This is a genomic window from Pseudomonas sp. NPDC077649 (genome assembly GCF_044542855.1).
Taxonomy (GTDB): domain Bacteria; phylum Pseudomonadota; class Gammaproteobacteria; order Pseudomonadales; family Pseudomonadaceae; genus Aquipseudomonas.
The window spans coordinates 485,865-512,143 of record NZ_JBITVF010000001.1; the positions used below are offsets into that span (position 1 = coordinate 485,865).

At 68.4% G+C, this 26,279-nt stretch carries 28 protein-coding genes; 14 read left to right on the forward strand and 14 right to left on the reverse strand.

The annotated features are described in order from the left end of the window. Positions 1 to 42: 42 nt before the first annotated feature. The 5 genes from ACIGFL_RS02095 to ACIGFL_RS02115 all read right to left on the reverse strand — a co-directional run bounded on the left by ACIGFL_RS02095 (position 43) and on the right by ACIGFL_RS02115 (position 3,973). Positions 43 to 654: a class I SAM-dependent methyltransferase gene (locus tag ACIGFL_RS02095; protein WP_122108100.1), complete on the reverse strand. Its 612-nt coding sequence runs from the start codon at positions 652 to 654 to the stop codon at positions 43 to 45. 2 nt (positions 655 to 656) lie between these two features. Further along, on the reverse strand, positions 657 to 995 hold the full coding sequence (locus tag ACIGFL_RS02100) for a DUF5629 family protein (RefSeq protein ID WP_021444398.1): 339 nt from the start codon (positions 993 to 995) through the stop codon (positions 657 to 659). Between the two features lie 16 nt (positions 996 to 1,011). Beyond that, a complete protein-coding gene (locus ACIGFL_RS02105; RefSeq protein WP_397495979.1) occupies positions 1,012 to 1,653 on the reverse strand; it encodes an oxidoreductase in 642 nt (213 codons plus the stop codon). A gap of 30 nt (positions 1,654 to 1,683) precedes the next feature. Then, entirely contained in the window at positions 1,684 to 3,408 is a 1,725-nt protein-coding gene (locus tag ACIGFL_RS02110; RefSeq protein WP_397495980.1) for a C13 family peptidase, read from the reverse strand. A 109-nt stretch (positions 3,409 to 3,517) separates the two neighbouring features. Next, positions 3,518 to 3,973 carry a MaoC family dehydratase gene (locus ACIGFL_RS02115; RefSeq protein ID WP_003240173.1) on the reverse strand — a complete coding sequence of 152 codons (456 nt, stop codon included), beginning with the start codon at positions 3,971 to 3,973 and terminating at the stop codon, positions 3,518 to 3,520. A 303-nt stretch (positions 3,974 to 4,276) separates the two neighbouring features. Here ACIGFL_RS02115 and ACIGFL_RS02120 point away from each other — a divergent pair, with 303 nt between their 5' ends. The 3 genes from ACIGFL_RS02120 to ACIGFL_RS02130 are packed head-to-tail and all read left to right on the forward strand — an operon-like array spanning position 4,277 to position 5,947. Beyond that, positions 4,277 to 4,636, forward strand: coding sequence for a CidA/LrgA family protein (locus ACIGFL_RS02120; RefSeq protein WP_397495981.1), 360 nt, complete (start codon positions 4,277 to 4,279; stop codon positions 4,634 to 4,636). Continuing rightward, on the forward strand, positions 4,633 to 5,349 hold the full coding sequence (locus tag ACIGFL_RS02125; protein ID WP_397495982.1) for an LrgB family protein: 717 nt from the start codon (positions 4,633 to 4,635) through the stop codon (positions 5,347 to 5,349). Before ACIGFL_RS02120 ends, ACIGFL_RS02125 begins: the two co-directional genes overlap by 4 nt. Before the next feature lie 7 nt (positions 5,350 to 5,356). Beyond that, positions 5,357 to 5,947 carry an LON peptidase substrate-binding domain-containing protein gene (locus ACIGFL_RS02130; RefSeq protein WP_021443071.1) on the forward strand — a complete coding sequence of 197 codons (591 nt, stop codon included), beginning with the start codon at positions 5,357 to 5,359 and terminating at the stop codon, positions 5,945 to 5,947. Between the two features lies 1 nt (position 5,948). Here the strand turns inward: ACIGFL_RS02130 and ACIGFL_RS02135 are convergent, their stop codons facing one another. From ACIGFL_RS02135 to ACIGFL_RS02150, 4 genes are all read right to left on the reverse strand, one after another. Continuing rightward, complete coding sequence (locus ACIGFL_RS02135) at positions 5,949 to 6,089, reverse strand: DUF2474 domain-containing protein (RefSeq protein WP_021443070.1); 141 nt, start codon at positions 6,087 to 6,089, stop codon at positions 5,949 to 5,951. 9 nt (positions 6,090 to 6,098) lie between these two features. Then, complete coding sequence (gene cydB / locus ACIGFL_RS02140) at positions 6,099 to 7,106, reverse strand: cytochrome d ubiquinol oxidase subunit II (RefSeq protein WP_397495983.1); 1,008 nt, start codon at positions 7,104 to 7,106, stop codon at positions 6,099 to 6,101. Positions 7,107 to 7,108: 2 nt separating this feature from the next. Next, positions 7,109 to 8,548 (reverse strand): cytochrome ubiquinol oxidase subunit I, encoded by a 1,440-nt coding sequence (locus tag ACIGFL_RS02145; RefSeq protein WP_397495984.1) that lies wholly within the window; start codon positions 8,546 to 8,548, stop codon positions 7,109 to 7,111. 484 nt (positions 8,549 to 9,032) lie between these two features. After that, on the reverse strand, positions 9,033 to 10,310 hold the full coding sequence (locus ACIGFL_RS02150) for an acetyl-CoA C-acetyltransferase (protein WP_397495985.1): 1,278 nt from the start codon (positions 10,308 to 10,310) through the stop codon (positions 9,033 to 9,035). A gap of 301 nt (positions 10,311 to 10,611) precedes the next feature. Here ACIGFL_RS02150 and ACIGFL_RS02155 point away from each other — a divergent pair, with 301 nt between their 5' ends. Continuing rightward, the gene (locus ACIGFL_RS02155) at positions 10,612 to 11,967 is read left to right on the forward strand and encodes a 3-oxoacyl-ACP reductase (protein ID WP_397495986.1); all 1,356 of its coding nucleotides are present in this window, start codon (positions 10,612 to 10,614) and stop codon (positions 11,965 to 11,967) included. 95 nt (positions 11,968 to 12,062) lie between these two features. Here ACIGFL_RS02155 and ACIGFL_RS02160 read toward each other — a convergent pair whose 3' ends face one another. After that, complete coding sequence (locus ACIGFL_RS02160; RefSeq protein ID WP_122108110.1) at positions 12,063 to 13,055, reverse strand: AraC family transcriptional regulator; 993 nt, start codon at positions 13,053 to 13,055, stop codon at positions 12,063 to 12,065. Between the two features lie 177 nt (positions 13,056 to 13,232). Here ACIGFL_RS02160 and ACIGFL_RS02165 point away from each other — a divergent pair, with 177 nt between their 5' ends. From ACIGFL_RS02165 to ACIGFL_RS02195, 7 genes are all read left to right on the forward strand, one after another. Beyond that, positions 13,233 to 14,090: a MaoC family dehydratase gene (locus tag ACIGFL_RS02165; protein ID WP_397495987.1), complete on the forward strand. Its 858-nt coding sequence runs from the start codon at positions 13,233 to 13,235 to the stop codon at positions 14,088 to 14,090. A 131-nt stretch (positions 14,091 to 14,221) separates the two neighbouring features. After that, positions 14,222 to 14,527, forward strand: coding sequence for a MazG-like family protein (locus ACIGFL_RS02170; protein WP_021445759.1), 306 nt, complete (start codon positions 14,222 to 14,224; stop codon positions 14,525 to 14,527). Then, the gene (locus tag ACIGFL_RS02175) at positions 14,524 to 15,273 is read left to right on the forward strand and encodes a methyltransferase domain-containing protein (RefSeq protein ID WP_397495988.1); all 750 of its coding nucleotides are present in this window, start codon (positions 14,524 to 14,526) and stop codon (positions 15,271 to 15,273) included. The genes ACIGFL_RS02170 and ACIGFL_RS02175 overlap by 4 nt, the downstream gene beginning before the upstream one ends. Positions 15,274 to 15,352: 79 nt before the next feature. Further along, positions 15,353 to 15,952 (forward strand): DUF4136 domain-containing protein, encoded by a 600-nt coding sequence (locus ACIGFL_RS02180; protein WP_397495989.1) that lies wholly within the window; start codon positions 15,353 to 15,355, stop codon positions 15,950 to 15,952. Between the two features lie 19 nt (positions 15,953 to 15,971). After that, positions 15,972 to 16,532: a DUF4136 domain-containing protein gene (locus tag ACIGFL_RS02185; RefSeq protein ID WP_397495990.1), complete on the forward strand. Its 561-nt coding sequence runs from the start codon at positions 15,972 to 15,974 to the stop codon at positions 16,530 to 16,532. Between the two features lie 92 nt (positions 16,533 to 16,624). After that, positions 16,625 to 17,113, forward strand: coding sequence for a GNAT family N-acetyltransferase (locus ACIGFL_RS02190; RefSeq protein WP_397495991.1), 489 nt, complete (start codon positions 16,625 to 16,627; stop codon positions 17,111 to 17,113). 79 nt (positions 17,114 to 17,192) lie between these two features. Further along, entirely contained in the window at positions 17,193 to 17,642 is a 450-nt protein-coding gene (locus ACIGFL_RS02195) for a DMT family transporter (RefSeq protein ID WP_031302760.1), read from the forward strand. Positions 17,643 to 17,767: 125 nt separating this feature from the next. Here ACIGFL_RS02195 and ACIGFL_RS02200 read toward each other — a convergent pair whose 3' ends face one another. Continuing rightward, entirely contained in the window at positions 17,768 to 18,703 is a 936-nt protein-coding gene (locus ACIGFL_RS02200) for an SdiA-regulated domain-containing protein (protein ID WP_031302759.1), read from the reverse strand. Between the two features lie 258 nt (positions 18,704 to 18,961). Between ACIGFL_RS02200 and ACIGFL_RS02205 the strand changes: the two genes are divergently transcribed. The 3 genes from ACIGFL_RS02205 (at position 18,962) to ACIGFL_RS02215 (ending at position 22,280) form a co-directional block, all read left to right on the forward strand. Continuing rightward, complete coding sequence (locus ACIGFL_RS02205; protein WP_397495992.1) at positions 18,962 to 19,813, forward strand: universal stress protein; 852 nt, start codon at positions 18,962 to 18,964, stop codon at positions 19,811 to 19,813. A gap of 102 nt (positions 19,814 to 19,915) precedes the next feature. Continuing rightward, on the forward strand, positions 19,916 to 21,037 hold the full coding sequence (locus tag ACIGFL_RS02210) for a GGDEF domain-containing protein (protein ID WP_397495993.1): 1,122 nt from the start codon (positions 19,916 to 19,918) through the stop codon (positions 21,035 to 21,037). Positions 21,038 to 21,161: 124 nt separating this feature from the next. Continuing rightward, a complete protein-coding gene (locus ACIGFL_RS02215) occupies positions 21,162 to 22,280 on the forward strand; it encodes a GGDEF domain-containing protein (protein ID WP_397495994.1) in 1,119 nt (372 codons plus the stop codon). A gap of 166 nt (positions 22,281 to 22,446) precedes the next feature. On the opposite strand, the gene lnt is transcribed toward ACIGFL_RS02215, so the two are convergent. The 3 genes from lnt to ACIGFL_RS02230 all read right to left on the reverse strand — a co-directional run bounded on the left by lnt (position 22,447) and on the right by ACIGFL_RS02230 (position 26,277). After that, positions 22,447 to 23,970 carry an apolipoprotein N-acyltransferase gene (lnt, locus tag ACIGFL_RS02220; protein WP_397495995.1) on the reverse strand — a complete coding sequence of 508 codons (1,524 nt, stop codon included), beginning with the start codon at positions 23,968 to 23,970 and terminating at the stop codon, positions 22,447 to 22,449. Positions 23,971 to 24,187: 217 nt separating this feature from the next. Further along, positions 24,188 to 25,057: a prepilin peptidase gene (locus ACIGFL_RS02225; protein WP_397495996.1), complete on the reverse strand. Its 870-nt coding sequence runs from the start codon at positions 25,055 to 25,057 to the stop codon at positions 24,188 to 24,190. Then, a complete protein-coding gene (locus tag ACIGFL_RS02230; RefSeq protein WP_397495997.1) occupies positions 25,057 to 26,277 on the reverse strand; it encodes a type II secretion system F family protein in 1,221 nt (406 codons plus the stop codon). The genes ACIGFL_RS02225 and ACIGFL_RS02230 overlap by 1 nt, the downstream gene beginning before the upstream one ends. Positions 26,278 to 26,279 lie beyond the last annotated feature (2 nt).

Sequence of the window (26,279 nt, forward strand, 5' to 3'; positions counted from 1 at the left end):
GCAGGCCGTTGAAAAACGTAGGTGGTTTTTCAACGGCCCCTGCTAGTCGGCCCAGCCGCGATAGACATGGGTCATCGGCCGCGGCCCCTTGAGGTAGCCGCTGTCCAGCTGGCGGACATGAAAGCCGCCGGCTTCGATCAGCGCGGGAATGTCGCGGTCCAGGTGGCAGCCGCCGGCCAGCGGTTTCCACCAGGGCGTCAGGCGCTTCTGCCAGCGCAGCACCGGCAGGTCCGGGGCCAGGCCGTGCTCGCCGAACAGCAGGCGGCCGCCGGGCTTGAGCACGCGGCGCATCTCGCGCAGGGCCGCCACGGCGTCGGGGATGGTGCACAGGGTGAAAGTACAGACGATATCGTCGAAGCTGGCGTCCTCGGCCTGGATCTGCCCCAGTTCCAGGGCGATCATTTCCACCGGCACCGCGCAGGCGGCGGCGCGGCTTCTGGCCAGGGCCTGCATTGCGGCGGACGGGTCGACGCCGACTACCCTCTCGACGCGCTGCGGATCATAAAACCCCAGGTTGAGGCCGCTGCCGATGCCGATCTCCAGCACCCGTCCGCGCGCCAGGGGCACGAGCTGCGCGCGCACCTTCATCACCTCGCCCATGCCGCAGGCGAAATCGATCAGGTGCGGCAGGATATGGCGCTCGTAAAGGCCCACGGTTAGGCCTCGTCGGCGTCGTCGGTCTCGTTGTCGCCGCGAAAGGCGGCGAAGCACTTGAGGCTGTGGCTCGCGTCGCTGCCGTCGAGGCGCCAGCTGTCGTCCTCCGCGACGTGCCGGGCGGCCTGCACCGCGGCCAGGGAGAACTGCCACAGGCGGCGCTCGCGACCGTCGATGCAGTGCACCTGCAGCAGTGGCTTGGTCGCGCTGTCGGCGCTGCCGGAGCCGGAGCTGACCTGGGCCAGCAGTTCGGTGTCGAGGTCGAACTGCCAGGCGTGCAGGCCGTCGATCTCCAGCATGTCGGCGTTTTGCAGGGCTTCGATCAGGCTTGTCGGTTGCATTGCTTCGTCCACGGCGTCAGCGCCCCAGGCGGCGCAGGTCGGAGGACTCTATCACGCGCACGCCATCCTCTTCCTCCAGGGCCAGGCGCCACAGCGCGCGGGCCAGGGCGCAGGCCTCGATGCCGCGGTACTTGCCCGGCAGCCAGCGCAGCAGCGGCGCGGCCAGGCGTTCGCCGAGGCGGAACTCGCGGCGCGCGCCGAGCAGCAGCGAGGGGCGGACGATGGTCAGTTGCGGCCAGTCCATGGCTTTCAGCGCCTGTTCGGTCTCGCCCTTGACGCGGTTGTAGAACACCGAGGAATTGGGATCGGCGCCGAGGGCGCTGACCACCAGCAGATGCCGTGCGCCCAGCTCGCGGGCGCGGCGGGCGAAGGCCAGAACCAGGTCGTGATCGATGGCGCGGAAGGCCTCCTGCGAGCCGGCCTGCTTGATCGTGCTGCCCAGACAGCAGAAGGCGGTGTCAACGGGCCCGGCCAGCTGCGGCAGCAGCTCGGCCAACTCGCCCACCGGGTTGTCCAGGTGGGCGTGGGCGGCCAGCGGCCGGCGCGTCGGCGCCAGCACGCGGGCCACGGTGGGTTCGCTGAGCAGGCGGTCGAGCAGGTGTTCGCCGGTGAGGCCGGTGGCGCCGGCGAGCAGGATGTGCTGCGGGGTCAGGTACATGCAGTTGTCTCTTGTCCGTTACAGCTGAGCTTAGTCGTTGGCGTCGTTGCTGGCCACGGCGCTGAGGGCGCGTTCGGCCTGGCTCTGGCGCAGGCTGCGCCAGTGCTGGAGCACGCCGCGCGGGGCCCAGATCTGCGGTTCGGAGGGTTGATAGTCGTCGGCCTGTTCGCGTTCGGCGACGCGTTCCTTGGCCAGTTCGAAGGCACGTTCGAGGTTGTCGGTCTCCCCCAGGGCCTCGGCGAACAGGGCGCGGCCGAAGTAGGTGAAGTCGTTCTCTTCGCTGCAGCCGAAGGATACCCGGTCGGCGCGCGCGGCGGTCATCACCAGGGTCTTGTCGTCCTTGAGCGGCGGGATGAAACCGCCGGAATAGCAGGCCGAGATCACCACCACCTTGTGCCGCTGCTTGAGCGGGGCGAGCAGCGCGGCCAGCTCGCTGGCGGGCAGGTCGGCCAGCTGCAGGCGCGGCTGGTCGAGGTTGAGCTCGTGCTCGCGCGAGCCGTGGCTGGTCAGGTAGATGAACACCAGGTCTTCCTCGCCGCTGCGCTCGGCCAGGGCCTGCACCGCGCGGCTGAGGTTCTCGCGGGTGGCCAGCGGGCGGTCGGCGAGGTGGTCGCGGTGGTTGATCAGGCTGATGCTGCCGTGGGCGCCGAAGCGCTCGCGCAGCAGGCGGCTGACGTAGTCGGCCTCGCGCATGAACACGCTCTGCTTGCCGTCGCCGGCCAGGGTCAGGGCGTACAGCTCGCGCGCGGGGGTGGAGGCGGGCAGCGCGGCGATGGCCTCGTCGAGCAGTCGGCCCTGCTGCAGCAGGCCCAGTTCCAGGGCATCCGGCAGGGCCTGGCCCTGTTCGTCGCGCACGCGCCGGCCGCGTTGCCAGGTGCCGGCCTGGCGGCTGCCGTCGGCCAGGGTCAGGGTGCCGTTGCCGGCATAGTCGCCGGCGACGAACTGGCCCTGGTAGTGGCTGCCGTCGGCCAGGGTCAGCAGGCCCTCGCCCTGGTAGCGCCACTCCTCGAACTGGCCGACATAGCGGCTGCCGTCGCTGCCGATGTACTCGCCTGGGCCGTCGAGCACGCCCGCGCTGAATTCGCCGCTCCAGACGTCGCCGGCCGCGCTCTGGTAGCGGCCCTTGCCGTGGAACTCGCTGTCCTTGAAGCCGCCGCTGTAGGTGTCGCCCTCGGCGTTGCTGAAGCTGCCCTGGCCGTTGAGCTGGCCCTGGCTGAACACCCCGCTGAACTGGTTGCCGTAGGCGTCGCGGCGGACCCCCTGGCCTTCCGGCTGGCCGTTGACGAACTGGCCCTGGAAGCTGTTGCCGTCGGCCGTTTCGAGTTTGCCCAGGCCGTGGAAACGGTCGTCGGCGAACTCGCCCTGGTAGCGCTGGTCGCCCTGTTCCAGCAGGCCTTCGCCGGCAAAGCGGTTGCGCGCGAAACCGCCCTGGTAGCGGCTGCCGTCGCTGTAGGTGAGGGTGCCCTGGCCGTGGAACATGCCCTGGCGAAATTCCCCCAGGTAATGTTCGCCGCCCGGGCCCTGCCATTCGCCGGGGCCGTCGAGCTGGCCGTCCTTGAACTGGCCGACGAACCAGCTGCCGTTGCGGTAGTCCAGACGCCCCGGGCCCTGCAGCAGGCCGTCGACTATCTCGCCGCGGTACTGCGCGCCGTCGGGCAGCACGGCATCGGCCGGCAGCAGGCTGCGCGCCTCGTCGCAGCCGCCGAGCAGCAGGGTCAGGCAGAGGGGCAGTAGGCGCAGCGCAAGCGGCTTCATGGCAGACGTCCGGGTCGGGGCATTGCCGGCAGTATGCCGCAAGCGCGGGCGCTTGCGCTGCTGCGCCGCACGCTTCGGCGAAGGGCGGGGCGGAGCCCGCCGCGAGGGGTCAGACGAAGCAGAGGGTCAGCGGTTCGGCGATATAGGCCGGTTTTTCCTGGCCTTCGATCTCCAGCACGGCGCGGGCCTTGAGCAGCCACTGGCCGGGGTTCTTCTCGTTGGCGTCGGTCAGGGTCACCGTCAGGCGCACCTTGGAATCGACCTTCACCGGCTGGATGAAGCGCACGCTGTCGAGGCCGTAATTCACCGCCATCTTCAGGCCCTGGGGCATGATCATGATGCCTTCCATCAGCATCGGCACCAGCGACAGCGACAGGAAACCGTGGGCGATGGTGGTGCCGAAGGGGGTCAGCTTGGCCTTTTCCGGGTCGACGTGGATGAACTGGTGGTCGCCGGTGCATTCGGCGAACTGGTTGATGCGCTGCTGGTCGATGGTCAGCCACTCGGACTTGCCGAGTTCCTTGCCAACATAGTCCTTGAGCTCTGCTACGGGTACGAACGGCATAGTTCCTCCTTGAGGACGCGGGTGTTGTTGTTTTTGCGTGGAACCCTTGCCGGCTAGATCATCACGAGGCCGGCACCGGGTCAAGCCTGGCTCGCCGCACTGAATGACGCGGCATAGGCGCGGCAGGCGAAGCAAGACAGGGGCCATCGCGCGGCCATCGCGCCTATAATGGCCGGCATGTCCTTGAAGATGCCCGAATACCCCTGAGAACCCGTTGGCGATCTGCTGCGCGGCGGCTTTGCTGCGTTGGAGAGCGCAAACAGCTTCCGCCATTCGGCATCGCACCTTTCGGAGATTTTGCCCATGCTGCTTCGCGGCCTGTCCTGGCTGGTGTTGTGCCAGTTGCTCGGTACCGCCCTCAACGTCCTGCTGCTGCCCATGCTGCCCGGGCCGATCATCGGCATGCTGTTGCTGTTCGTCTTCCTCATGCTGCGCGGCGAGGTGGGCGAGCCGCTCAGCGTCGCCTCCAGCAGCCTGCTCAAGTACCTGCCGCTGATCCTGGTGCCGCCGGCGGTGGGGGTGATGGCCTATGCCGGCGACATCCTCGCCGACTTCTGGGCGGTGGTCGGCGCGCTGCTGCTGTCGCTGCTGCTGTCGGTGGCCTTCGCCGGCTGGTTGATGCAGAAACTGATCGAGCGCCAGCAGTGCCGGGAGCAGGCATGAGTCCGGACTGGCAGGGCGCCTGGCAGGCGCTGACCCACCACCCATTGTTCGGTATCGGCATCACCCTGGGCGCCTACCAGCTGGCCATCGCCGCCTACGAGCGCACCCGCTGGGTGTTCCTGCAGCCGGTGCTGGTGTCGATGCTGGCGGTGATCGGCATCCTGCTGGTCTGCGGCCTGAGCTTCGCCGAGTACAGGAGCAGCGTCGCGGCCCTGACCCTGCTGCTCGGCCCGGCCACCGTGGCCCTGGCGGTGCCGCTGTACCTCAACCTGCGACGCATCCGCCAGCTGTTCTGGCCGATCGTGCTGACCCTGCTGCTCGCCGGCACCCTGGCCACCGTGCTGGGCGCCGGGCTGGCCTGGCTGTTCGGCGCCGAGCGGCTGATGCTGATGAGCATGGCGCCGAAATCGGTGACTTCGCCAATCGCCATGCTGGTGGCCGAACAGATCGGCGGCATCGCCGCGCTGGCGGCGGTGTTCGTGATGATCACCGGGGTCATCGGTGCCATCGTCGGGCCCTCGTTGCTGCGCCTGTGCGGGGTCCACCATCCGGCGGCGCAGGGCATGGCGCTGGGCATCACCGCGCATGCGGTGGGCACGGCGCGGGCGTTGCAGGAAAGCGACGAGTGCGGCGCCTTCGCCGCCCTGGCCATGAGCCTGATGGGCGTGATCACCGCCGTGCTGTTGCCGCTGGCGATTGTTCTGCTGCTGTGAGGTGACGATGAATCTGCCGCTGTTTCCGCTCAACACCGTGCTGTTCCCCGGCTGCATGCTCGATCTGCAGATCTTCGAGGCGCGCTACCTGGACATGATCAGCCGCTGCATGAAGCAGGGCAGTGGTTTCGGCGTGGTCTGCATAGTCGAGGGCGAGGAGGTCGGCGAGGCCGCCAGCAGCTTTGCCGCCATAGGGTGCGAGGCGCTGGTGCGTGACTTCCAGCAGCGGCCCAACGGCCTGCTGGGGATTCGCGTCGAAGGTGGTCGGCGTTTCCGGGTGCGCAGTGCCCAGGTGCTGCCGGATCAGCTGACCATCGCCGAGGTGGACTGGCTGGATGAGGCCGCGGAATGCCCGCTGCTGGCCGAGCATGCCGACCTCGCCGCGCTGCTGGCGGCGCTGGCCGAACACCCGCTGGTCGCCTCGCTGGGCATGGGCGGCGTGGCCGTCGGCCAGGCGCAACTGGCCAACCAGCTGGCCTACCTGTTGCCGCTGGAGCCGGGGCAGAAGCTGCAGGTGCTGCAGCAGGACGACCCCGGCGCGCGCCTGGCCCAGCTGCAACTGCTGCTCGAGCAGTTGCAGGGTGAGTCCGGCGGCTGAGCTAGGGCGTGCCCATCCCCGCCGCCTGCATGAATAGGCGCAGCAACCAGGACAGCGCGCCCAGGGCCAGCACGCTGGCGGCCCAGATCAATACCAGCCAGCCCAGGCGCTGCCACAGCGGTTTCTTTTCGGCATCGTGCATGGCGTGCCCTCAGTGGTAGCCGTCTTCCTGGGTCACCTTGCCGCGGAACACGTAGTAGCTCCAGGCGGTGTACATCAGGATGAAGGGGATGATGAACAGCGCGCCGACCAGGATGAAGCCCTGGCTCTGCGGCGGTGCGGCGGCTTCCCAGATGCTGATCGACGGCGGGATGACGTTGGGCCACAGGCTTATCCCCAAGCCGCTGTAGCCGAGGAAGATCAGCACCAGGGTGAGCAGGAAGGGCGAGTAGTGGGCGTTTTCCGCCACCGCCTTGAGCAGCGCCCAGGTGCAGACCAGCACCAGCACCGGCACCGGCATGAACCAGAACAGGTTCGGCAGGCTGAACCAGCGCTCGGCGATCTCCGGGTGTGCCAGCGGCGTCCACAGGCTGACGATGCCGGTCACCGCCAGCAGGACGAACACCAGCGGCCGCGCCAGATCGTGCATCTGCAACTGCAGACGGCCTTCGGTCTTCATGATCAGCCAGGTGCAGCCGAGCAGCGCGTAGGCGGCGATCAGCGCCAGGCCGCAGAACAGCGAGAAGGGCGTCAGCCAGTCCAGGGCGCCGCCGGCATAGGTCCGCCCGACCACCTCGAAACCGTCGATATAGGCGCCCAGCGCCACGCCCTGGAAGAAGGTCGCGGTCAGCGAGCCGCCGATAAAGGCCTTGTCCCACAGATGACGCTTGGCCGCCTTGGCCTTGAAGCGGAACTCGAAGGCCACGCCGCGGAAGATCAGCCCCAGCAGCATCAGGATCAGTGGCAGGTAGAGGGCGTCGAGCACCACCGCGTAGGCCAGCGGGAAGGCGCCGAACAGCGCCGCGCCGCCGAGCACCAACCAGGTCTCGTTGCCGTCCCACACCGGCGCCACGGTGTTCATCATCACGTCGCGCTCACCCTCGTCCCGGACGAAGGGGAAGAGGATGCCGATGCCCAGATCGAAGCCGTCCATCACCACGTACATCATCACGCCGAAGGCGATGATCACTGCCCAGATCAGCGAAAGATCGATACCCATGTTCAGGCCCTCCCGCCCGGCAGATCGGTTTGCGTGTCGTCGAAGTCCTCTTGCGCCGCCGACAGCGGCCGCGACGGCGTGCGCGGCTGGCCCGGGCCGCCCTGGGTGACTTCCTGACCCTCGTCGATCCGCGGGCCCTTGCGCACCAGGCGCAGCATGTAGCCGATGCCGGCGCCGAACAGGGCGAAGTAGACCACCACGAACAGCGCCAGGGTCAGGCTCATCTGCGCGAAGCTGTGCCCGGACGAGGCGTCGGCGGTGCGCATCAGGCCCTGGACGATCCACGGCTGACGGCCGATCTCGGTGGTGTACCAGCCGGCGAGGATGGCCAGGATGCCGGACGGGCCCATCCACACCGCCAGGTGCAGGAAGGGCCGCGAGGCGAACAGCCGGCCGCGGTAGCGCAGCCAGGTGCCCCAGAGGCCGACCAGGATCATCAGCAGGCCCATGGCGACCATCACCCGGAAGGTCCAGAACACTATGGTGGAGTTGGGCCGATCCTCGGGCGCGAATTCCTTCAGCGCCGGCACCTGCTTATCCAGGCTGTGGGTCAGGATCAGGCTGCCCAGCGCGGGAATCTCCAGCTTGAAGCGGGTTTCCTCGCGTTCCATGTCCGGCCAGCCGAACAGGATCAGCGGGGTCGGCTCGCCGCTGCTGTTGTCCCAGTGGCCTTCCATCGCGGCGATCTTGGCCGGCTGGTATTTCAGCGTGTTGAGGCCGTGCAGGTCGCCGATAAAGGCCTGCACCGGCGCGACGATCAGCGCCATCCACACCGCCATCGACAGCATCTTGCGGATCGCCGGGTTGTCGCGCCCGCGCAGCAGGTGCCAGGCCGCCGAGGCGCCGACGAAGAAGGCGGTGGCGAGGAAGGCCGCCGTGGCCATATGCGCCAGGCGGTAGGGGAAGGAGGGGTTGAACACCACGGCGAACCAGTCCACCGGGATCACCCGGCCGTCGACTATCTCGAAGCCCTGCGGGGTGTGCATCCAGCTGTTGGAGGCGAGAATCCAGAAGGTGGAAATCAGCGTGCCTATCGCCACCATCAGCGTGGAGAAGAAGTGCAGGCCCGGGCCGACGCGGTTCCAGCCGAACAGCATGACGCCGAGGAAGCCCGCCTCGAGGAAGAAGGCGGTGAGCACCTCATAGGTCAGCAAGGGGCCGGTGACCGCCCCGGCGAAGTCGGAGAAGGCGCTCCAGTTGGTGCCGAACTGGTAGGCCATGACCAGGCCGGAGACCACGCCCATGCCGAAGTTGACCGCGAAGATCTTCGCCCAGAAGTGGTAGAGGTCGCGGTACACCGTCTCGCCGCTTCTCAGCCACAGACCTTCGAGCACGGCCAGGTAGCTGGCCAGACCGATGGTGATGGCGGGGAAGATGATGTGAAAGGAAATGGTGAAGGCAAACTGGATTCGGGCGAGATCGAGCGCCTCTAAACCGAACATGGCACATCCTCATACAGGTTATCTCGGACCCGGCACGGTCTGCCGGGCCACAGACTCCAGGCGTTGGAGTCACAGCAAGGCGCAATTGTTCTTGTCGAGCGAGGCGCAGCGGAGGTCGGGCCCAATGGCCCGCAGGCGCAAACCCACGAAGGTTGTATTGACCTGGATCAATCCACATCGAAAAGACTAGCGGGTCTGGGCGCGCTTGACGCTGTGGTGATTTGCCGCGCGGCAGGCCACCGCAGGCTGGGGTATGGGCGGTGCGCACGGCCCAGGCGGCCCCGCGAAACCCTGCAGGTGGGCGGCACGGCCGGGCAAAAACACGCCGGGAGCATCCTTCACCGTCGCGCAGCGACGGCCCGCAGACTGGCCACCAGGAATGGCAGGCCAAAAAAATAGGCGGCCGCGCATCGCGCGGGCCGCCCCAATTCACGGAGTTGCTTACATCCTGTGAGCGCGATGACTTGCGCTCACCGACATTGGATTACTTTTCCAGGATCGCGGTCACACCCTGACCGCCGGCGGCGCAGATGGAGATCAGCCCGCGGCCCTGCCCGGCCGCCGCAAGCAGCTTGGCCAGGTTGGCGACGATGCGCCCGCCGGTGGCGGCGAAGGGGTGGCCGGCGGCGAGCGAGCTGCCCTTGACGTTCATCCGGCTGCGGTCGATGGCGCCCAGCGGCGCGTCCAGGCCCAGACGCTCACGGCAGTAGTCGGCGTCTTCCCAGGCCTTGAGGGTGCACAGCACCTGGGCGGCGAAGGCCTCGTGGATCTCGTAGTAGTCGAAGTCCTGCAGGCTCAGGCCGTTGCGCGCCAGCAGCCGCGGCACGGCGTACACCGGCGCCATCAGCAGGCCCTCCTGGCCCTGGACGAAATCCACCGCCGCCGCCTCGCCGTCGCGCAGGTAGGCCAGCACCGGCAGGCCGCGCGCCTTGGCCCAGTCCTCGCTGGCCAGCAGCACCAGCGAGGCGCCGTCGGTCAGCGGCGTGGAGTTGGCCGCGGTCAGGGTGCCGCGCGGGCCGCGCTCGAAGCAGGGTTTGAGGCTGGCGAGCTTCTCGGCGCTGATGTCGGCGCGCAGGTTCTGGTCGCGGGTCAGGCCGCGGAACGGCGTGAGCAGGTCGTCGTGCCAGCCTTCGGCATAGGCGGCGGCGAGTTTCTGGTGGCTGGCCAGGGCCAGCTGGTCCTGCTCGTCGCGCGCAATCGCCCAGCGCTGCGCCATCAGCTCGCAGTGCTCGCCCATCGACAGCCCGGTGCGCGGCTCGCCGTTGCGCGGGATGGCCGGGGCCAGGTGGCGCGGGCGGATCTGCAGCAGGCTCTTGAGCTTGTCCAGCGTGCGCTTGCCGCGGTTGGCCTCCAGCAGAATCTTGCGCAGCCCCTCGTTGACCCCGATCGGCGCGTCGGAGGTGGTGTCGACGCCACCGGCGATGCCGCAGTCGATCTGCCCCAGGGCGATCTTGTTGGCCACCAGCAGCGCCGCCTCCAGGCCGGTGCCGCAGGCCTGCTGCAGGTCGTAGGCCGGGGTCTCGGGCGCCAGGCGCGAGCCGAGCACGCATTCGCGGGTCAGGTTGAAGTCGCGCGAGTGCTTGAGCACGGCGCCGGCCACCACCTCGCCGAGGCGCTCGCCGTGCAGGTTGAAGCGCTCCACCAGGCCCTCGAGGGTGCTGGTCAGCATCTCCTGGTTGCTCGCCGTGGCGTAGGCGGTGTTGGAGCGGGCGAAGGGGATGCGGTTGCCGCCGACTATGGCGACCCGGCGTAGCTGGGCCATGCTGACTCCTTGCTAATAAAGTTTGGACTACAGGCTAGCGCGCGCCGCCGCATCTGCATTGGCCGCCTTGCCGCGGCCCCAGGCAGTGCGGTCAATTGCGCTTGGTCCGTCACTGCGTAGAGTGGCACGACTTTAGAACGTGTCTACGATCTGCTGCGCGTCGGCCCTGCTGCGTTGAAAACAGGCTCGGACTGCTCATTTACAACTCGTAAACTCCGCGTCCTCGTCTGTTTTCGCCTTGCATGGCTCTAGCTCGCGAAATCGTAGACACGTTCTTTGATTCGCCCACAGGAGCCCGTTCATGTCCGACCCTTACCTCGCCTTCGCCAACTCCGCCGCCGGCCGCCGCCTGGTCGGCGCCCTCGGCCTGCCGGCGCCGCTGCGCCTGGAGCGCTGGCTGGCCGGCCGCATGCGCCCGGTGGACGGCGCCCTGCTGCTCGGCGGCGAAGGTGACCTGCTCAAGGCCGTGCAGCCCTTCGCCAACAAGCTCACCGATCAGCTGTTCGCCGCCCGCGAAGGCCAGCTGGAGCTGCCACGCTGGACCGCCGAGCACGGCCCCAAGCTCAAGGCGCTGCTGTTCGACGCCAGTGGCCTGACCCGCTTCGAGCAACTGATCGAGCTGCGCGACTTCTTCCAGCCGGCGTTCAAGGGCCTGGGCCAGTGCCCGCGGGTGGTGCTGCTGGGGCGCGCGCCGGAATCGCTGAAGGACCCGGTCGCCGCCAGCGTGCAGCGTTCGCTGGAAGGCTTCAGCCGCTCGCTGGGCAAGGAGATCCGCCGCGGCGGCAACGTGCAGCTGCTCTACGTCGGCAAGGGCGGCGAGCAGCAGCTGGAAGGCGCGTTGCGCTTCTTCCTGTCGCCGAAGAGCGCCTACGTCTCCGGCCAGGTGCTGCGCCTGGGGGCCTGCGCCGAGCAGGTGCGCGACTGGACGCGGCCGCTGGCCGGCAAGAAGGCGCTGGTCACCGGCGCCTCGCGCGGCATCGGCGCGGCCATCGCCGAAGTGCTGGCGCGCGACGGCGCCGAGGTGATCCTGCTCGACGTGCCGCCGGCCGCCGCAGCGCTCGAGGCTCTGGCCGCGCGCCTGGGCGGGCGCGGCGTGGCCCTGGATATCTGCACCGAGGAGGCGCCGCAGCGCCTGGTCGAGGCGCTGCCCGACGGCGTCGACATTGTCGTGCACAACGCCGGCATCACCCGCGACAAGACCCTGGCGAAGATGAGCGATGCGTTCTGGAACTCGGTGATCGCGGTCAACCTCCAGGCCCCGCAGCTGCTGACCCAGGCCCTGCTGGACGCCGGCAAGCTGCACGACAACGGCCGCGTGGTGCTGATCGCCTCGATCAGCGGCATCGCCGGCAATCTCGGCCAGACCAACTATGCGACGAGCAAGGCCGGGGTGATCGGCCTGGCCCAGGCCTGGGCGCCGGCGCTGGCCAAGCGCGGCATCAGCATCAACGCGGTGGCGCCGGGCTTTATCGAGACGCAGATGACCGCCGCCATCCCGCTGGGCATCCGCGAGGCCGGACGGCGGATGAACTCGATGAGCCAGGGCGGCCTGCCGCAGGACGTCGCCGAAGCGGTGGCCTGGTTCGCCCAGCCCGGCTCCGGCGCGGTGACCGCGCAGGTGCTGCGGGTGTGCGGGCAGAGTCTGCTGGGCGCCTGAGTGGAATTGGTGGGCTGAAGCGGAGCGCCGCCCGGCCCATCCAGGAGGGCGTCGGTTGTAGGGTGGGCTTCAGCCCACCAGAGCGAAACGTCGCCTTACGCCTTGCCGCGCTTGCGAAACTCCACCGGCGTCTCGCCGACCCAGCGCTTGAAGGCGCGGTAGAAGGTGCTCGGCTCGGAGAAGCCGGTGCGCTCGACTATCACTTCGATGCGCTCATCGGTCTTCAGCAGCAGCTCCTTGGCCAGGCGGCAGCGGTAGTCGGTGATCAGGTCGTTGAAGCGCACCCCGGCCATGGCCAGGCGCTCGCGCAGGCGCCGCGCCGGCATGTTCAGCCGCGCCGCCACCTGCTCCAGGGTGGCGCCGCCATCGACCAGCAGCTCGCCGATCAGCTCGCGCACCTGGCGCACCAGGTCCAGGCGCTCCACCTCGGCCAGTTGCCGGCGCGCCAGCGACTCGTGCATGCGCAGCAGTTCGGGCGCGGCATGGCGCGAGGCCTTGTCCAGCACCGCGGCGTCGAACACCAGGGCGTAGTCCTCGGCGCCGAGCCGTGCGGGGCAGCCGTAGACCTGCTGGTAGCGCGCCGCCGGTGCGCCTGCGGCATGCATCAGGCGCACCTCGCGGGCGACGAATGCGCCTTCGGTCAGGGCGTCGAACAGGCGGATCACCGCGCCGGCGAGCATCTCCGGAAAGTGCCGCGGCGTATCGGGCGCCAGGCCCAGGCTGAGCACGGCGCGTTCGCCCTGCACCTGCAGGCCGGCGTTGAGCGTGTCGGAGAGCAGGCGCACGTAGCGCAGGGCGTGGCGCAGGCCGCTGCCGAAGGTGTCGCTGGAGAGGAACAGGTATTCCAGCAGCAGGCCATGGAAGGCCGGCAGGTGCTGGGCCAGGAACAGGCCGACATGCTCCTGCCCGCACTCTTCGCTGGCGGCTTTCCAGAACAGCGCCTGGGCGCTGTGCGGGAAGCGTCCGGCAGGCAGGCCGCCGGGCGGCAGGCCGACGCGCGCCAACACCCGGTCGGGGTCGGTTCCGCTGGCACGCAAGGCATCGATTACCGGGCGCATCAGCGCCACATCGTCGGTCAGATCACGCATTTTTTTAGGTTTTCTTGTTATCCGTGAGGCGCCGCCATCTTAGGGGCAGCAGAGGCCATGGCGCAAACCGGCGCGGCAGACGGATTGACTGGCTTGCCGCAGAGGCGGGCAGCGCAGCCAATGTCGGGACGAGCGGGGCGGCTAAGCTGCTGCATTCATTTGCCGAGGAGTTTGCCCATGGCCGTCGACTGGCTCGACCTCAACGCCCCGCCGGCCTTGCCCGGCCTGTTCCTGCGCGCCGCCCTGCGGCGCCGGGTGACTGGCCGCCGCCTGCCGCAGCTGGGCCTGCGCTGCCCGGTAGAGGTCAGCCCGGCGCACCTGGCGCGCTATCGCCAGGTCTGCGGCATCGCCGAGAGCGCCTATTTGCCGCCGGTCTACCCGCATCTCCTCGCCTTCGGTCTGCAGATGAAGTTGCTCACCGACCACCGCTTTCCCTTCCCACTGCTCGGCCTGGTGCACCTGGAAAACCGCATCCGCGTGCTGCGCCCGCTCGGCGGCCTGGGGCCGTTCCAGGCAGGCGTGCAACTGGCCGACCTGCAGGCGCACGACAAGGGCGCCAGCTTCAGCCTGATCACCCGTTTGGAAGACCAGCTCGGCCTGCTCTGGGAGGGCGATAGCCGCATCCTCTGCCGCACCCTGCGCCTGGATGGCCAGCCGCCGCCGCGCACGGAGCAGGCGCCGCTGCCGCTGGCGCCGCTGGCCGACTGGGCGGCGCCGGCCGATACCGGGCGGCGCTACGCGCGGGTGGCCGGCGACTACAACCCGATCCACCTGTATGCGGCCAGCGCCAAGCTGTTCGGCTTTCCCCGCGCCATCGCCCATGGCTTGTGGAACAAGGCGCGCTGCCTGGCCGAGTTGCAGGGGCGGCTGCCGCTGGCGGGTTACGAGGTGGAGGTGCGTTTTCAGAAGCCGCTGCTGCTGCCGGCGCATGTCGCCCTGCAGGCCAGCGAACCCGCGGCGAGCGGCCAGTTCCGCCTGCTCGGCACGGGCGACGTGGCGCATATGGCCGGCAGCTGGCAGCCGCTGCAAGCCTGACGTAGCCCGGATGCCATCCGGGGGGGCGGGATGCACCTTTGCCGGGTTGCATCCGGGCTACGCGCCGGTCAAGCGCCGCTTGCAGCACGCCCCGTTCGAGCCGAAGCTATGCGGCTCGAAAGGAGCCCGTCATGAACCTGCCCGAACTCACCGCCCGTCTGCACGCCATCCGCGACGGCAACCAGTGGAAGCGCTTCCACAGCCCGAAGAACCTGGCCATGGCCGCCAGCGTGGAAATGGCCGAGCTGGTGGAGATCTTCCAGTGGCTGTCCGAGGACGAATCGCGCCAGTTGCCGGCGGACAAGCTCGCCCACGCCGGCCAGGAAGTCGGCGACATCGTGCTCTACCTGCTGCTGCTGTGCAGCGAACTGGGTCTGGACATGGAGCAGGTGGTGCGGGCCAAGCTGGCCGACAGCGAACGGCGCTTCGGCCAATGAGCGACCGCCACTTCGACGAGCTGGCGACCCGTTTCGCCGAGAAGATCTACGGCGGCGCCAAGGGCGCCATCCGCCTCGCCGTGCTCCAGGCCGACCTGGCCGAGGCGCTGCCCGAGCGTCCGCTACGGGTGCTCGACGTCGGCGCCGGGCTCGGCCACATGAGCCTGTGGCTGGCCCAGCGCGGCCACCAGCTGACCCTGGCCGAGCCGGCCGCGCCGATGCTCGACGGCGCCCGCCAGCGCTTCGCCGAGGCCGGCCAGGCCGCCACCTTTATCCAGGCGCCCTGGCAGGAGTTGCTCGGCCAGCTCGAGCAGCCCTTCGACCTGGTGCTGTGCCACGCCGTGCTGGAATGGCTGGCCGAGCCGGCGGCGATCCTGCCGGTGCTGCACCAGCTGGTCGCGCCGGACGGCTGGCTGTCGCTGGCCTTCTACAACAAGGACGCGCTGGTCTACCGCAACCTGCTCAAGGGCCATTTCCGCAAGCTGCGCAAGGAGCGCTTCGCCGGCGAGGGGCAGAGCCTGACCCCGCAACGCCCGCTCGACCCACGCGAGCTGGCGGCGCAACTCGGTGCGCAGTGGCAGGTCGAAAGCCGCAGCGGCGTGCGCGTGTTCCACGACTACATGCCGCAGGAATTCCAGGCCAAGGCCGAGCTGCTCGACCTGCTGGAAATGGAGCTGGCCTACCGCCGCCACCCCAGCTTCGCCGGGCTGGGGCGCTACCTGCACTGGCTGTGCCGGCCGCTCTGATCGGCCGCGATGGACGCCGCGGCAGGCCGGGCGTAGCCTGAAACCACTGGGTATGCCGCGCGCGACCACGGAGAACACCATGCGCACCGCCATCGCCATCCTGTCATTGCCGTTGCTGGTCGCCTGCCAGAGCCCCAATCCCTACCAGGCGCAATCCCTGCCGATGCCGCCGGCGCCGCCCGAGGCCGCCCAGGTCTTCGACCGCAGCGCCTACCCGGCGCCGCCGCGCGACTACGGACGCTACCGCAACTGGAGCTGGCAGGGCGGCCAGCTGCCGGCGGGTAGCGCCTGGGCCGGCAGCGAGCTGCTGGCCGAAAGCCTCGGCAGCGGCCTCGACCAGCACGGCCTGCGTCCGGCGCCGGCCGGCCAGCCCGGCGACCTGCAGGTCAGCGCCTCGCTCAACCTGGAGCGGCGCCTGCGCCAGTATTACGACGACTATGGCGCCTACTACGGCCATGGCCGGCACTGGGATGGCTACGGCGCCTGGGGCAGCGTGCCGCTGGTGCGCACCTACGAAGAGGAAGTGGCGGTGGTGTACGTGCAGTTCTTCGACGGCCGCGACGGCCAGCCGGTGTGGAGCGGCAGCGGCGAGGCGCGCAGCGGCGGCAGCCAGAGCGAGCGCGCCGATGCCCTGCGCGCCGCGGTCAAGGCCGCCCTGCGCGGTTACCCGCCCTATTGATGGCTGAGGAAAAACCACCATGTTCCCGCGTCTACTGATTCTCCCGGCCCTGGCGCTGCTGGCCGCCTGCCAGAGCATCCAGGTCGAGCGCGACTACGACACCAGCCGCGACTTTGCTGCCTACCGCAGCTGGAGCTGGCAGGAGCCGGCGCTGACCTACAGCCCCAACGACCCGCGGCTGCACAGCGATCTCACCGAGCAGCGCATCCGCGACGCCACCGCCGAACAGCTCGACCAGCGCGGCCTGCGTCCGGCCGCCGGCGGCACCCCGGCCGACTTGCGGGTGCGGGCGGCGCTGATCGTGGAGAACAAGCAGAGCCAGGTCAGCACCTACCACGGCGGCTTCTGGGGCGGGCCCTGGGGCGGCTACTGGGGCGGCCCGGCCTACACCGAGACGCGCACCCTGGATTACCAGGTCGGCACCCTGCAGATCGACCTGATCGACGGCCGCGACGGCAAGCTGGTCTGGCGCGGCAGCGCCCGGCAGGTGCTGCGCAACAACGCTCCCAGCCCGGCCGAGCGCGCCGCGGCGATCCGCGAGACCGTGGCCAAGGTGTTGGCGCAGTATCCGCCACGCTGAGGTCATCAGGCTGTCGCGGAGAATCGCGGCGCGATGGATTATTGCCAGACGACCCACTAGGCTCGGCATCTCCTTCCCCGACTGGTCCCGCCATGCCCACGACCTCCAGCTTCACCGTCCGCCCGGCGCAGGCCGCCGACCTCGCCGCGGTGGTGACCTTCCCGCAGAACGCCGACGAACTCTTCTACTGCTACCCCAAGGCCAGCTGGCCGCTGAGCGTCGGCCAACTGGCCGCGGCCATGGCCGAGCGCCGCGACAGCACGGTGGTCTGCCTGGACGACCGGGTCGCCGGCTTCGCCAACTTCTACCAGTGGCAGCACGGCGAGTATTGCGCCCTGGGCAACGTCATGGTGGCGCCCTGGGCGCGCGGCCAGGGCGTGGCGCAGCGGCTGATCGAGGCCATGGAGGCGCTCGCCCGTCAGCACTTCAAGGCCCGCGAGATGCGCGTGTCCTGCTTCAACGCCAACAGCGCCGGGCTGCTGCTCTATCCGCGCCTGGGCTACGCGCTCAGCGCCCTGGTGGAGCGTCGCGATCACCGCCAGCAGCGGGTCGCCCTGCTGCAGTTCAGCAAGCCGCTGTGATGCCGCCGGCCTCCGTGGGCTGACGGGGCGGACAGGATTTGCGGCATAATCGCGCGCTCGTGTTCTGCTGGAGATCGCCATGCCTGCCATACCCTGGTGGATGCTCGCCCTGCCGCTGGTCGCCGGCGCCTTCCTGCCGCTGCAGGCCGGGATCAACGGCCAGCTGGCCAAGCAGGTTTCCAGCGTGCTGGCGGCGGCCTTCATCTCCTTCGCCGTGGGCGGCCTGGCGCTGCTGCTGATGGTGCTGGTGCAGCGCGAGGCGCCGAGCTTCGCCGCGCTCAAGGGGCTGACCTGGTGGCACTGGAGCGGCGGCCTGCTCGGCGCCTTCTTCATCGCCACCGCCGCCTTCGCCGGACCGCGGGTCGGCGCGCTGCTGTTCATGGTGCTGGTGATCGCCGGCCAGCTGGGCATGGCGCTGCTGCTCGACCACTTCGGCTGGGCCGGCTTTCGCCAGGCGCCGATCAGCCTGGGCAAGGTTGCCGGCCTGTTGCTGATCGTCGCCGGCATCTGGCTGATTCGCCGCGGCTGAGCCTGCCGGCGCTTGCAAAGGCAAGAGTTGGGAGTGGGGACAACGCGTAGGGTGGGCTTCAGCCCACCACGGGCGGTGGCGTGGGCTAGAGCGGAGCGCCGCCCGACCTACCCGGCAAGGCTGGGTCAGTCGCGCTCGAAGCGGTAGAACAGGTTGGGTTCGCTGGCCAGGTAGAGGTTGCCGCGCTTGTCGAAGGTCACCCCCTCGGCCTGCGGCACGCTGCTGCCCAGGCCGGCGAAGCCCTGCAGCAGGGAGCGGAAGCTGATCAGCTGGCCCGCGCCGTCCAGCTCGATCAGCAGCTGGGATTCGTCGCTGAGCAGCACCAGATGCCCGGTGCGTTCGTCGAAATGCACGGACGACAGGTCGGTGGCGAACACCTTGCGTTCGATCCAGGCCTGGCGGTCGATGATCTCCAGGTTGAAGTCGCCGGCCAGGCTGCTTTTCAGGCCGCGGATTTCGTAGAGCTTGCGCGGCGAGTGTTCCTTGACCACGAACAGGCGGTCGCCGGCGCGGTCGTAGCCCAGCCCCTCGAAGCCCTGGTTGCCGCCCAGGCCGATGCCCAGGGTCAGCGCCCGGTAGTCCTCGCGAAACAGCGGCCCCGGCTTTTCCGGCACCTGAACCGCCACCAGGCCGTGCTGGCGTTCCTCGGCCAGCAGCAACAGGCCGTCGCCCAGGTAGGTGACGCCTTCGACGTCCTCGAAACCGCTCAGCGGGTAGCGCGCGAGCAACTCGCCATCCGGGCTCAGGCGCAGCAACTGTTCGGGGTTGTTGACCACGGCCCAGAGCTGGTCGCGGTCGTCGTCGTAGCTCAGCCCGGAGAAATTGTCCGTCACCCCAGCCACCGCCTTGGCCTCGATGCTCACGCGGTATTCCGGCAGCCACAGGCTGCGGTGTTCCCAGGCCTCTTCGTGCCAACTGGTCTTGATCCAGAAGTACAGGCGGTCGTCCAGATGCAGGGCGCGCACCTGATAGACCATCAGCAGGACGAATAGCAACAGTGCCCATTTCCATGGGCTGACGACAGGTAGCCTTCCTAGCACCCCCTTGGCAGCGGACAGCATCGCTAAAGCGCTCGCAGACAGGTGGGAAAACGGCAGTATGGCGGCCCTGTGTTGCAGTTGAACGCGCCTGCCGGCCTCGCAAGAGGCTGGCGTTCGATCGGGCGCTGCGGCATGTGTTCGGTCGGGGCTCTGGGGCAAAAGGTAACCGGGTGTTAGCCGGGCCTGGCGGCTGCGCGCCGCCTTTGACTTCGAGGGCGGGGTTGCTAAGGTGATGCCGCGAGCCGTTGAGGCCGGACTTGAGCGAGAGGAGCAACCACCATGACCCAGGTACTGGCTTGCATCGACGGTTCCCTGTCGTCCCCGGCGGTGTGCGACTACGCCGCCTGGGCCAGCCTGCGTCTGGGCGCGCCGCTGACCCTGCTGCATGTGCTCGACCACAAGCAGTACCCGCCGCGCAGCGACCTGTCCGGCAATATCGCCTTGGGCAGCCGCGAGCAGCTGCTGCAGGAACTGGCCGAACTCGACGAACGGCGCAGCAAGCTGGGGCTGGAGCAAGGTCGCCTGGCCCTGGAGGCGGCCAGGGAACGCGTCCAGCGCGACGGCGTGGCCAACCCGCAGCTGCGCCAGCGCCATGGCGATCTGGTGGACAGTCTGCGCGAGCTGGAGAACGACATCCGTCTGCTGGTGATCGGCCGCCAGGGCGAGACCAGCGACGCGGTCAGCCAACTGGTGGGCAGCCAGCTGGAAAGCGTGATCCGCACCCTGCATCGGCCGATTCTGGTCAGCCCCGGCCAGTTCCGGGCGCCGCGCAGCCTGATGCTGGCCTACGACGGCAGCGCCACCTGCGACAAGGGCGTCGAGCTGCTCGCCGCCAGCCCGCTGTTCCAGGGCCTGCCGATCCATGTGGTGATGGTCGGCGCCGACAGCGACGCCGCTCGCGCCCAGTTGCAGCAGGCCGAGCGGCGCCTGGTCGCCGGCGGCCATCAGGTGCAGCTGGCGATCCGCGCCGGCGAGGTCGAGCCGAGCCTGCACGACTACCAGACCGAGCAGGACATCGACCTGCTGGTGATGGGTGCCTATGGCCATTCGCGCATCCGCCAGTTCCTGGTCGGCAGCACCACCAGCCATATGCTGCAGACCAGCGTCAGCCCGCTGCTGCTGTTGCGCTGAGCGCCGGCAGACGGGCGGCGCAACGATACTGGCAGTTCGATATCTCGCTGCTCGGCAAAAGGCGCTATGCTCAGGCCAGTAGTTGCTGTGATCACAAACGCCATGACCGACGCCGAAGTACCGCGCCATCCCGCCGCCTTTGCCCTCTGGCGCGAAGTGCAAGACACCCGCATTCGGACCCGTCTGGGCGGTTTCTACTACCTGCTGGCCTGGCTGCTGACCTGGCTGTTCAGCGCCGACCCCGCTGGCCTGCTCGCCGTCGGCCTGGGGGGTAGTGCGCTGTTCTTCGTCCTGCTGCTGTCGCGTCAGCTGCACCGTCCCGGCCCGCTGGACAACCCGCAACAGCTGCAGCGCTGGCTCGACCAGCACTGGGGCCTGCTGCTGCTCACCTCGCTGTGCTGGGGCCAGGCCCACGCCTGGGCGCTGTACCGCAGCGAGTTCGCCGACTCGGCGCTGATCGCCACCCTGGCCACCGTCGCCTTCAGCACGGCGATGACCTTCAACTTCGCCATGCGCAAGCGCCGCGCCATGCTCGCCATCGCGCTGCTCTACCTGCCCGGTCTGGTCGTGCTGGCGCTGGAGTGGCCGCAGCAGCGCGCGCTGCTGGTGACCCTGGCCTGCTACCTGAGCTACCTGCTGCTGGTGCTCGGCCGCAGTCACCGCGAATACCAGGCCACTCTGGCCCTGGAACTCAAACTGCTGGAGCAGCAGGCGCGCCTCGACCTGCTCAGCCGCACCGACAGCCTGACCCAGCTGGGCAATCGCTACCAGTTCAACAACCTGTTTCCCAGCCTGGTGGCCGGCGCCCAGCGCCGCGGTGAGCCGTTGTCGCTGGTGCTGCTGGATATCGACTGGTTCAAGCGGATCAACGACGAGTATGGCCATAGTTGTGGTGACGCCTGCCTCAGCGCCTTCGCCGAGCGCCTGCGCGAGGTGTTCCGTCGCGACGGCGACGCCCTGCTGCGCCTGGGCGGCGAAGAGTTCGGCGTGCTGCTGCCGAACACCGACCTGGCGCATGCCGCCGCCATGGCCGAGCAATTCCGCCAGGAGTTGGCTCGCGACGGCCTGCGCCTGGGCGAGCAGCTACTGCCGCTGACCGCCAGCCTCGGTGTCGGTAGCTTCGACGTCGAACAGGACGCCGAAGCCGAGGCCTTCTTCCGTCGGGTCGACCGCGCCTTGTATCGCGCCAAGGCCCAGGGGCGCGATCGCCTGGTGTACGCCTGAGCACGGCAACCCTTCGAGTAGTTTGCGTGAATCCAGCTCGCTCCTTCGAGAGGCGCCGAGGTCAAGACGAGGCAAAACGCTATCACTCGACTAGGCTGATGCTGTAGTGGTCGGAGCGCGTGTCATGCAGCCTGAAGTGAAGATGTCCAGCAGTGCCTTCAAGCTGTGGCGCGAGGCGAACGACGTGCACGCGCGCTCGCGTTTCGGCGGCTTCTACTACCTGCTGGCCTGGTGCCTGTTGTGGCTGACCAGCCGCTCGCCGACGCAGAACCTCTGGCTATGGCTGGCCGGCGGCCTGTTGCTGTTGCTGTTCGTCGCTCTGCGCATCCTTCACGAACCTCGCGAGCAGTGCGGCGAGATCGGCCTGCAGCTTTGGCTGCGCCAGCACTGGCTGCTGATGCTGCTGCAGGCGCTGCTCTGGGGGCTGATGCTGGCCGGGGTGGAGCTGAGCCGGGCGCTGGACGTCTCGCACCTGATGGTGATGCTCAACGTGGTGGTGTTCGCCACCGCGATGGCCTTCACCTACCCGATGCGCCGCGGCCCCTGCGCCCTGGCCATGCTGCTGATCTACCTGCCGGCCACCGTGGTGAAGTTCTGGCAGGAGCGCGACGCGCCGGCCGAATCGGTGGCGCTGCTGATCTACCTGGCCTACATGATGCTGTTTCTCTACCGCTGGCACCGCGAGTACCGCATCGGCCTGGAGCGCGAGATGCGCCTGCGCCAGCACAGCGAGGAACTCGATCAGCGCAGCCGCACCGACGCCCTCACCGGGCTGGGCAATCGCTACCAGTTCAACGTGCTGCTGGCCAACTGGCTGGTCTACGTGCGGCGCCAGCACAGCCCGCTGGCCCTGGTGCTGCTGGATATCGACTGGTTCAAGCAGGTCAACGACCACCACGGCCACAGCGCCGGCGACCTCTGCCTGCACCTGTTCGCCGAACGCATGCGCAAGGTGTTTCGCCGCGACAGCGACATCCTCCTGCGCCTGGGTGGCGAGGAGTTCGCCGTGCTGATGCCGCACACCAGCCTGGAGCAGGCCCTGCACCTGGCCGAACGCTTTCGCCGCGAACTGGAGCAGGAGCCGCTGCAGCTGCCGGCGCTGAGCCTGTCGATCACCTGCAGCATCGGCGTCGGCGACTACCTGCCGCTGTGCGACGACTCGCCGGAGGCCTTCTACAAGCGGGTCGACGACGCCCTCTACCAGGCCAAGAGCAAGGGCCGTAACCGTGTCGAACTGGCCTGAGCCGGCGTGCTGGCGTAGGGGGCGCCGCGCGGCGATCCGCTTTGGCCTTGTAGGGTGGGCTTTAGCCCACCAAGGGTGGTTGGCGTGGGCTAGAGCCCACCCTACGGCCTTTGCGCCCACTCCCAGCGCTTAACACAGGCATAGCCTTATCCCCCGAGACGGCCGGCTAGACCGTCTTGGCCATGCGCCCGGCCAGCAGCGCCCAGCCCAGCAGTAGGGCGCAGAGGATCGCCAGCGGCCAGATGCGCCACTGCAGGTAAGGTGTCAGCCCGGCCATCGGCAGCACTTCGCCGTAGAGCACGCCCTGTTCGAACTGCGGCAGCTCGAACTGGATGCGGCCCTGCGGGTCGATCACCACCGTCATGCCGTTGTTGGTGGCGCGGATCATCCAGCGGCCGGCCTCCAGCGCGCGCATCTGCGCCATCTGCAGGTGCTGCAGCGGGCCGATGGAGGTGCCGAACCAGGCGTCGTTGCTCACCGTCAGCAGGATCTCGCTATCGGCCGCCAGCGCCGCGGCGAACTCCGGGTAGACCACCTCGTAGCAGATATAGGGCGCCACCCGATAACCCTTGGCCAGCAACGGCGGCTGCTCGGCCGGGCCGCGGGCGAAGTCGGACATCGGCAGGTCGAAGAAGGCGATCAGCCCGCGCAGCACCTCCTGCAGCGGCACGTACTCGCCGAAGGGCACCAGCTTCTGCTTGAGGTAGGTGCCCTGGCCGTCGCCGAAGCTGGTGATGGCGTTGTAGTAACGCAGCTCGCCGCGTTCATTGGCTTGGCGCACCGGCACCCCGGTGATCAGCGCGCTGCCCTGCTCGCGGGCGAAGCGATCCATCACGCCGATATAGCCTTGCGCCAGATCCTTGAGCACCGGGATGGCGGTTTCCGGCCAGACCAGCAGGTCCACCCGCTCGGCGCTGAAGCTGAGGTCGCGGTACAGCGCCAGCTGGGCGTTGAGCTGGGCCGGGTCCCATTTCAGGTTCTGTTCGACGTTGCCCTGCACGGCGGCGACCGTCAGGCTGTCGCCGGCCGGACGAGTCCAGGGGCGATCCTTGAACGCCGGACCGGCGACCCAGGGCGTCAGCAGCAGCACCAGGCCGACGGCGAGGAAGGCCTTGCGCGCCCGCAGGCGCGGCAGGTTGACCAGCAGCGCCGCGGACAGCGCCAGGCTGAAGGAAATCAGCCAGACCCCGCCGAGCGGCGCCAGGCCGGCCAGCGGCCCGTCCAGTTGGCTGTAGCCGGCGTAGAGCCAGGGAAAGCCGGTGAGGAACCAGCCGCGGAACACTTCCTGAGCCAGCCACAGGGCGGCGAAGGCCAGGGCGTCGGCCAGCGGCGCCTCGCTGCGGCGCAGCCAGCGCGCCCAGAGCGCGGCGGCCAGGGCGAAGAACAGGCCGAGACCGGCGACGAAACCCAGGGTGAGGAAACCGGCCAGCGCCGGCGAGGCAGCACCGTAGTCATGGATGCTGACGTAGACCCAGCTGGTGCCGGCGGCGAACAGGCCGAAGCCATAGCTCCAGCCGCGCAGCGCCGCCTGGCCGGGGCGCAGCTCGCGCAGGCCCAGGTAGAGCAGGGCGATCGACAGCAGGGCCAGGGGCCAGATATCGAAGGGGGCGAGGGCCAGCGGGGTGAGGGCGCCGGCGCCGAGTGCGAGCAGGTGGCCGGGCCAGCCCGGGCGAGTCATCCATTGCAACATGGGCAAGTCCTTGGATTCGGGTGGCGCAAGGGTAGGGGTAGGGAGCCGCCAGCGGCAAGCCTCAAGCCACAAGCGAAGGCAACTGCATGAATGGGTAGGGTGGACATGGCGACGCCTTGTCCACCATTGCCGGTTCCGCGCTGGACAAGCCTGGCGGCCTGTCCAGCCTAGGCTTCTGGCGGAACCGGCTGGTTGGTGCGCGCGGCGCACCCCAAGGCTAGAACCCGGCGAACTTCAGATAGCTGCCGGTAATCGCATCGCCCCAGAGCAGGGCGATCCAGCCGGCGATGGCCAGGTAGGGGCCGAAGGGGATCGGCGTGCCGGCGTCGCTGCCGCGCAGGCGCAGCATGATTACTCCGAGCACCGCGCCGACCAGCGACGACAGCAGGATGGTCAGCGGCAGAATCTGCCAACCGCCCCAGGCGCCGAGCATGGCCAGCAGCTTGAAATCGCCGTAGCCCATGCCTTCCTTGCCGGTGATCAGCTTGAACAGCCAGTACACCGACCACAGGCTCAGGTAGCCGGCAATCGCCCCCCACAGCGCGTCTTCCAGGCTGGTGAACAGGCCGAAGTAATTGACGATCAGTCCCAGCCACAGCAGCGGCAGCACCAGCACATCGGGCAGCAACTGGTGGTCGGCGTCGATCAGGCTCATCGCCAGCAACCCCCAGGCCAGCACCAGCATGGCGCCGGCCTGCCAGGTAAAGCCGAAATGCCAGGCGACATAGCCGGAGAGCAGCCCGCAGGCCAGCTCCACCAGCGGGTAGCGTTTGCTGATCGGCGCCTTGCAGTTCGAGCACTTGCCGCGCAGGAACAGGTAGCTGATCAGCGGGATATTCTCCCAGGGGCGGATTTCATGGCCGCAGCTGGGGCAACTGGAATTGGGCAAAACCAGGTTGAAGGTTTGCGCCTTGGGCGCCGGCGGCAACTCCAGGACCTCACGCGCCTGGCTCTGCCAGTCGCGCTGCATCATCTGCGGCAGGCGGTAGATGACTACGTTGAGGAAGCTGCCGATCAGCAGCCCCAGCAGGCCGGCACACAGAGAAAAGGCCAGCGCATGGCTGGCCAGGAACTCGAAAAGCGACATCAGACCACGGCGCCCAGCTGGAAGATCGGCAGGTACATGGCAATGATCAAACCGCCCACCAGCACGCCCAGCACCGACATGATGACCGGCTCCATCAGACTGGTGAGGCCGTCGACCATATTGTCGACCTCTTCCTCGTAGAAGCTGGCGACCTTGTCGAGCATCTCGTCCAGGGCGCCGGACTCCTCACCGATGGCGGTCATCTGCACCGCCATGCTGGGGAAGGTGCCGGTGCTGCGCATGGAGAAGTTCAGCTGCATGCCGCTGGACACGTCGGCCTTGATCTTGTTGGTGGCGTTCTTGAACACCACGTTGCCGGTGGCGCCGGACACCGAGTCCAATGCATCGACCAGCGGTACGCCAGCGGCGAAGGTGGTCGAAAGAGTGCGGGCGAAGCGCGCCACGGCGGACTTGTAGAGTATGTCGCCGACTATCGGCAGCTTCAGCACGCCGCGGTCGACCGAGTCGCGGAGCTTCTGCGAGCGTTTATGTGCTTCCTTGAAGGCAAAGGCGGCGGCGAACATCAGCAGCAGAATGATGAACCACCATTCCTGCAGCGTCTGCGAAAGGCCAATTACCATCAGGGTAAAAGCCGGCAACTCGGCGCCGAAGTTTGCGAACACCTGCTGGAACTGCGGCACCACCTTGATCAGCAAAATGGCCGAGACGATAACCGCCACCACGATCACTGCGATGGGGTAGTTCATCGCCTTCTTTATCTTGGCCTTGAGCGCTTCGGTCTTTTCCTTGTAGGTGGCGATACGGTCCAGCAGGTTCTCCAAGGCGCCGGCCTGCTCGCCGGACTCCACCAGGTTGCAGTACAGCTCGTCGAAGTATTGCGGCTTCTTGCGCAGCGAGGCGGCGAGGCTGTTGCCCGCGGCGACCTCCTGCTTCACCTCGTCCACCAGCTTGCGCATGTTGGGGTTGTCGAAGCCCTCGCCGATGATGTCGAAGGACTGCAGCAGCGGCACGCCGGCCTTCATCATGGTTGCCATTTGCCGAGTGAACAGGGCGATGTCCATCGGCTTGATCTTCTTGCCGGCACCGCCGAACAGGGAGGCCGATTTCTTGCGCACCTTGGTCGGGTTGATGCCCTGCTTGCGCAGCTGCGCCTTGACCAGCGCCGGGGTCTGGCCGCTGATCTCGCCCTTGACGGTGGCGCCCTTCTTGTCTTTGCCTTCCCAGCTGAAGGTGCTGGTCTTGAGCGCTTTTGCTGCCATGG

Coding starts and splice junctions, on each gene's coding strand:
- ACIGFL_RS02100 (WP_021444398.1), bottom strand. CDS start 995: ATGCAACCGACAAGCCTGATCGAAGCCCTGCAAAACGCCGACATGCTG.
- ACIGFL_RS02105 (WP_397495979.1), bottom strand. CDS start 1,653: ATGTACCTGACCCCGCAGCACATCCTGCTCGCCGGCGCCACCGGCCTC.
- ACIGFL_RS02110 (WP_397495980.1), bottom strand. CDS start 3,408: ATGAAGCCGCTTGCGCTGCGCCTACTGCCCCTCTGCCTGACCCTGCTG.
- ACIGFL_RS02115 (WP_003240173.1), bottom strand. CDS start 3,973: ATGCCGTTCGTACCCGTAGCAGAGCTCAAGGACTATGTTGGCAAGGAA.
- ACIGFL_RS02120 (WP_397495981.1), top strand. CDS start 4,277: ATGCTGCTTCGCGGCCTGTCCTGGCTGGTGTTGTGCCAGTTGCTCGGT.
- ACIGFL_RS02125 (WP_397495982.1), top strand. CDS start 4,633: ATGAGTCCGGACTGGCAGGGCGCCTGGCAGGCGCTGACCCACCACCCA.
- ACIGFL_RS02130 (WP_021443071.1), top strand. CDS start 5,357: ATGAATCTGCCGCTGTTTCCGCTCAACACCGTGCTGTTCCCCGGCTGC.
- ACIGFL_RS02135 (WP_021443070.1), bottom strand. CDS start 6,089: ATGCACGATGCCGAAAAGAAACCGCTGTGGCAGCGCCTGGGCTGGCTG.
- cydB (WP_397495983.1), bottom strand. CDS start 7,106: ATGGGTATCGATCTTTCGCTGATCTGGGCAGTGATCATCGCCTTCGGC.
- ACIGFL_RS02145 (WP_397495984.1), bottom strand. CDS start 8,548: ATGTTCGGTTTAGAGGCGCTCGATCTCGCCCGAATCCAGTTTGCCTTC.
- ACIGFL_RS02150 (WP_397495985.1), bottom strand. CDS start 10,310: ATGGCCCAGCTACGCCGGGTCGCCATAGTCGGCGGCAACCGCATCCCC.
- ACIGFL_RS02155 (WP_397495986.1), top strand. CDS start 10,612: ATGTCCGACCCTTACCTCGCCTTCGCCAACTCCGCCGCCGGCCGCCGC.
- ACIGFL_RS02160 (WP_122108110.1), bottom strand. CDS start 13,055: ATGCGTGATCTGACCGACGATGTGGCGCTGATGCGCCCGGTAATCGAT.
- ACIGFL_RS02165 (WP_397495987.1), top strand. CDS start 13,233: ATGGCCGTCGACTGGCTCGACCTCAACGCCCCGCCGGCCTTGCCCGGC.
- ACIGFL_RS02170 (WP_021445759.1), top strand. CDS start 14,222: ATGAACCTGCCCGAACTCACCGCCCGTCTGCACGCCATCCGCGACGGC.
- ACIGFL_RS02175 (WP_397495988.1), top strand. CDS start 14,524: ATGAGCGACCGCCACTTCGACGAGCTGGCGACCCGTTTCGCCGAGAAG.
- ACIGFL_RS02180 (WP_397495989.1), top strand. CDS start 15,353: ATGCGCACCGCCATCGCCATCCTGTCATTGCCGTTGCTGGTCGCCTGC.
- ACIGFL_RS02185 (WP_397495990.1), top strand. CDS start 15,972: ATGTTCCCGCGTCTACTGATTCTCCCGGCCCTGGCGCTGCTGGCCGCC.
- ACIGFL_RS02190 (WP_397495991.1), top strand. CDS start 16,625: ATGCCCACGACCTCCAGCTTCACCGTCCGCCCGGCGCAGGCCGCCGAC.
- ACIGFL_RS02195 (WP_031302760.1), top strand. CDS start 17,193: ATGCCTGCCATACCCTGGTGGATGCTCGCCCTGCCGCTGGTCGCCGGC.
- ACIGFL_RS02200 (WP_031302759.1), bottom strand. CDS start 18,703: ATGCTGTCCGCTGCCAAGGGGGTGCTAGGAAGGCTACCTGTCGTCAGC.
- ACIGFL_RS02205 (WP_397495992.1), top strand. CDS start 18,962: ATGACCCAGGTACTGGCTTGCATCGACGGTTCCCTGTCGTCCCCGGCG.
- ACIGFL_RS02210 (WP_397495993.1), top strand. CDS start 19,916: ATGACCGACGCCGAAGTACCGCGCCATCCCGCCGCCTTTGCCCTCTGG.
- ACIGFL_RS02215 (WP_397495994.1), top strand. CDS start 21,162: ATGCAGCCTGAAGTGAAGATGTCCAGCAGTGCCTTCAAGCTGTGGCGC.
- lnt (WP_397495995.1), bottom strand. CDS start 23,970: ATGTTGCAATGGATGACTCGCCCGGGCTGGCCCGGCCACCTGCTCGCA.
- ACIGFL_RS02225 (WP_397495996.1), bottom strand. CDS start 25,057: ATGTCGCTTTTCGAGTTCCTGGCCAGCCATGCGCTGGCCTTTTCTCTG.
- ACIGFL_RS02230 (WP_397495997.1), bottom strand. CDS start 26,277: ATGGCAGCAAAAGCGCTCAAGACCAGCACCTTCAGCTGGGAAGGCAAA.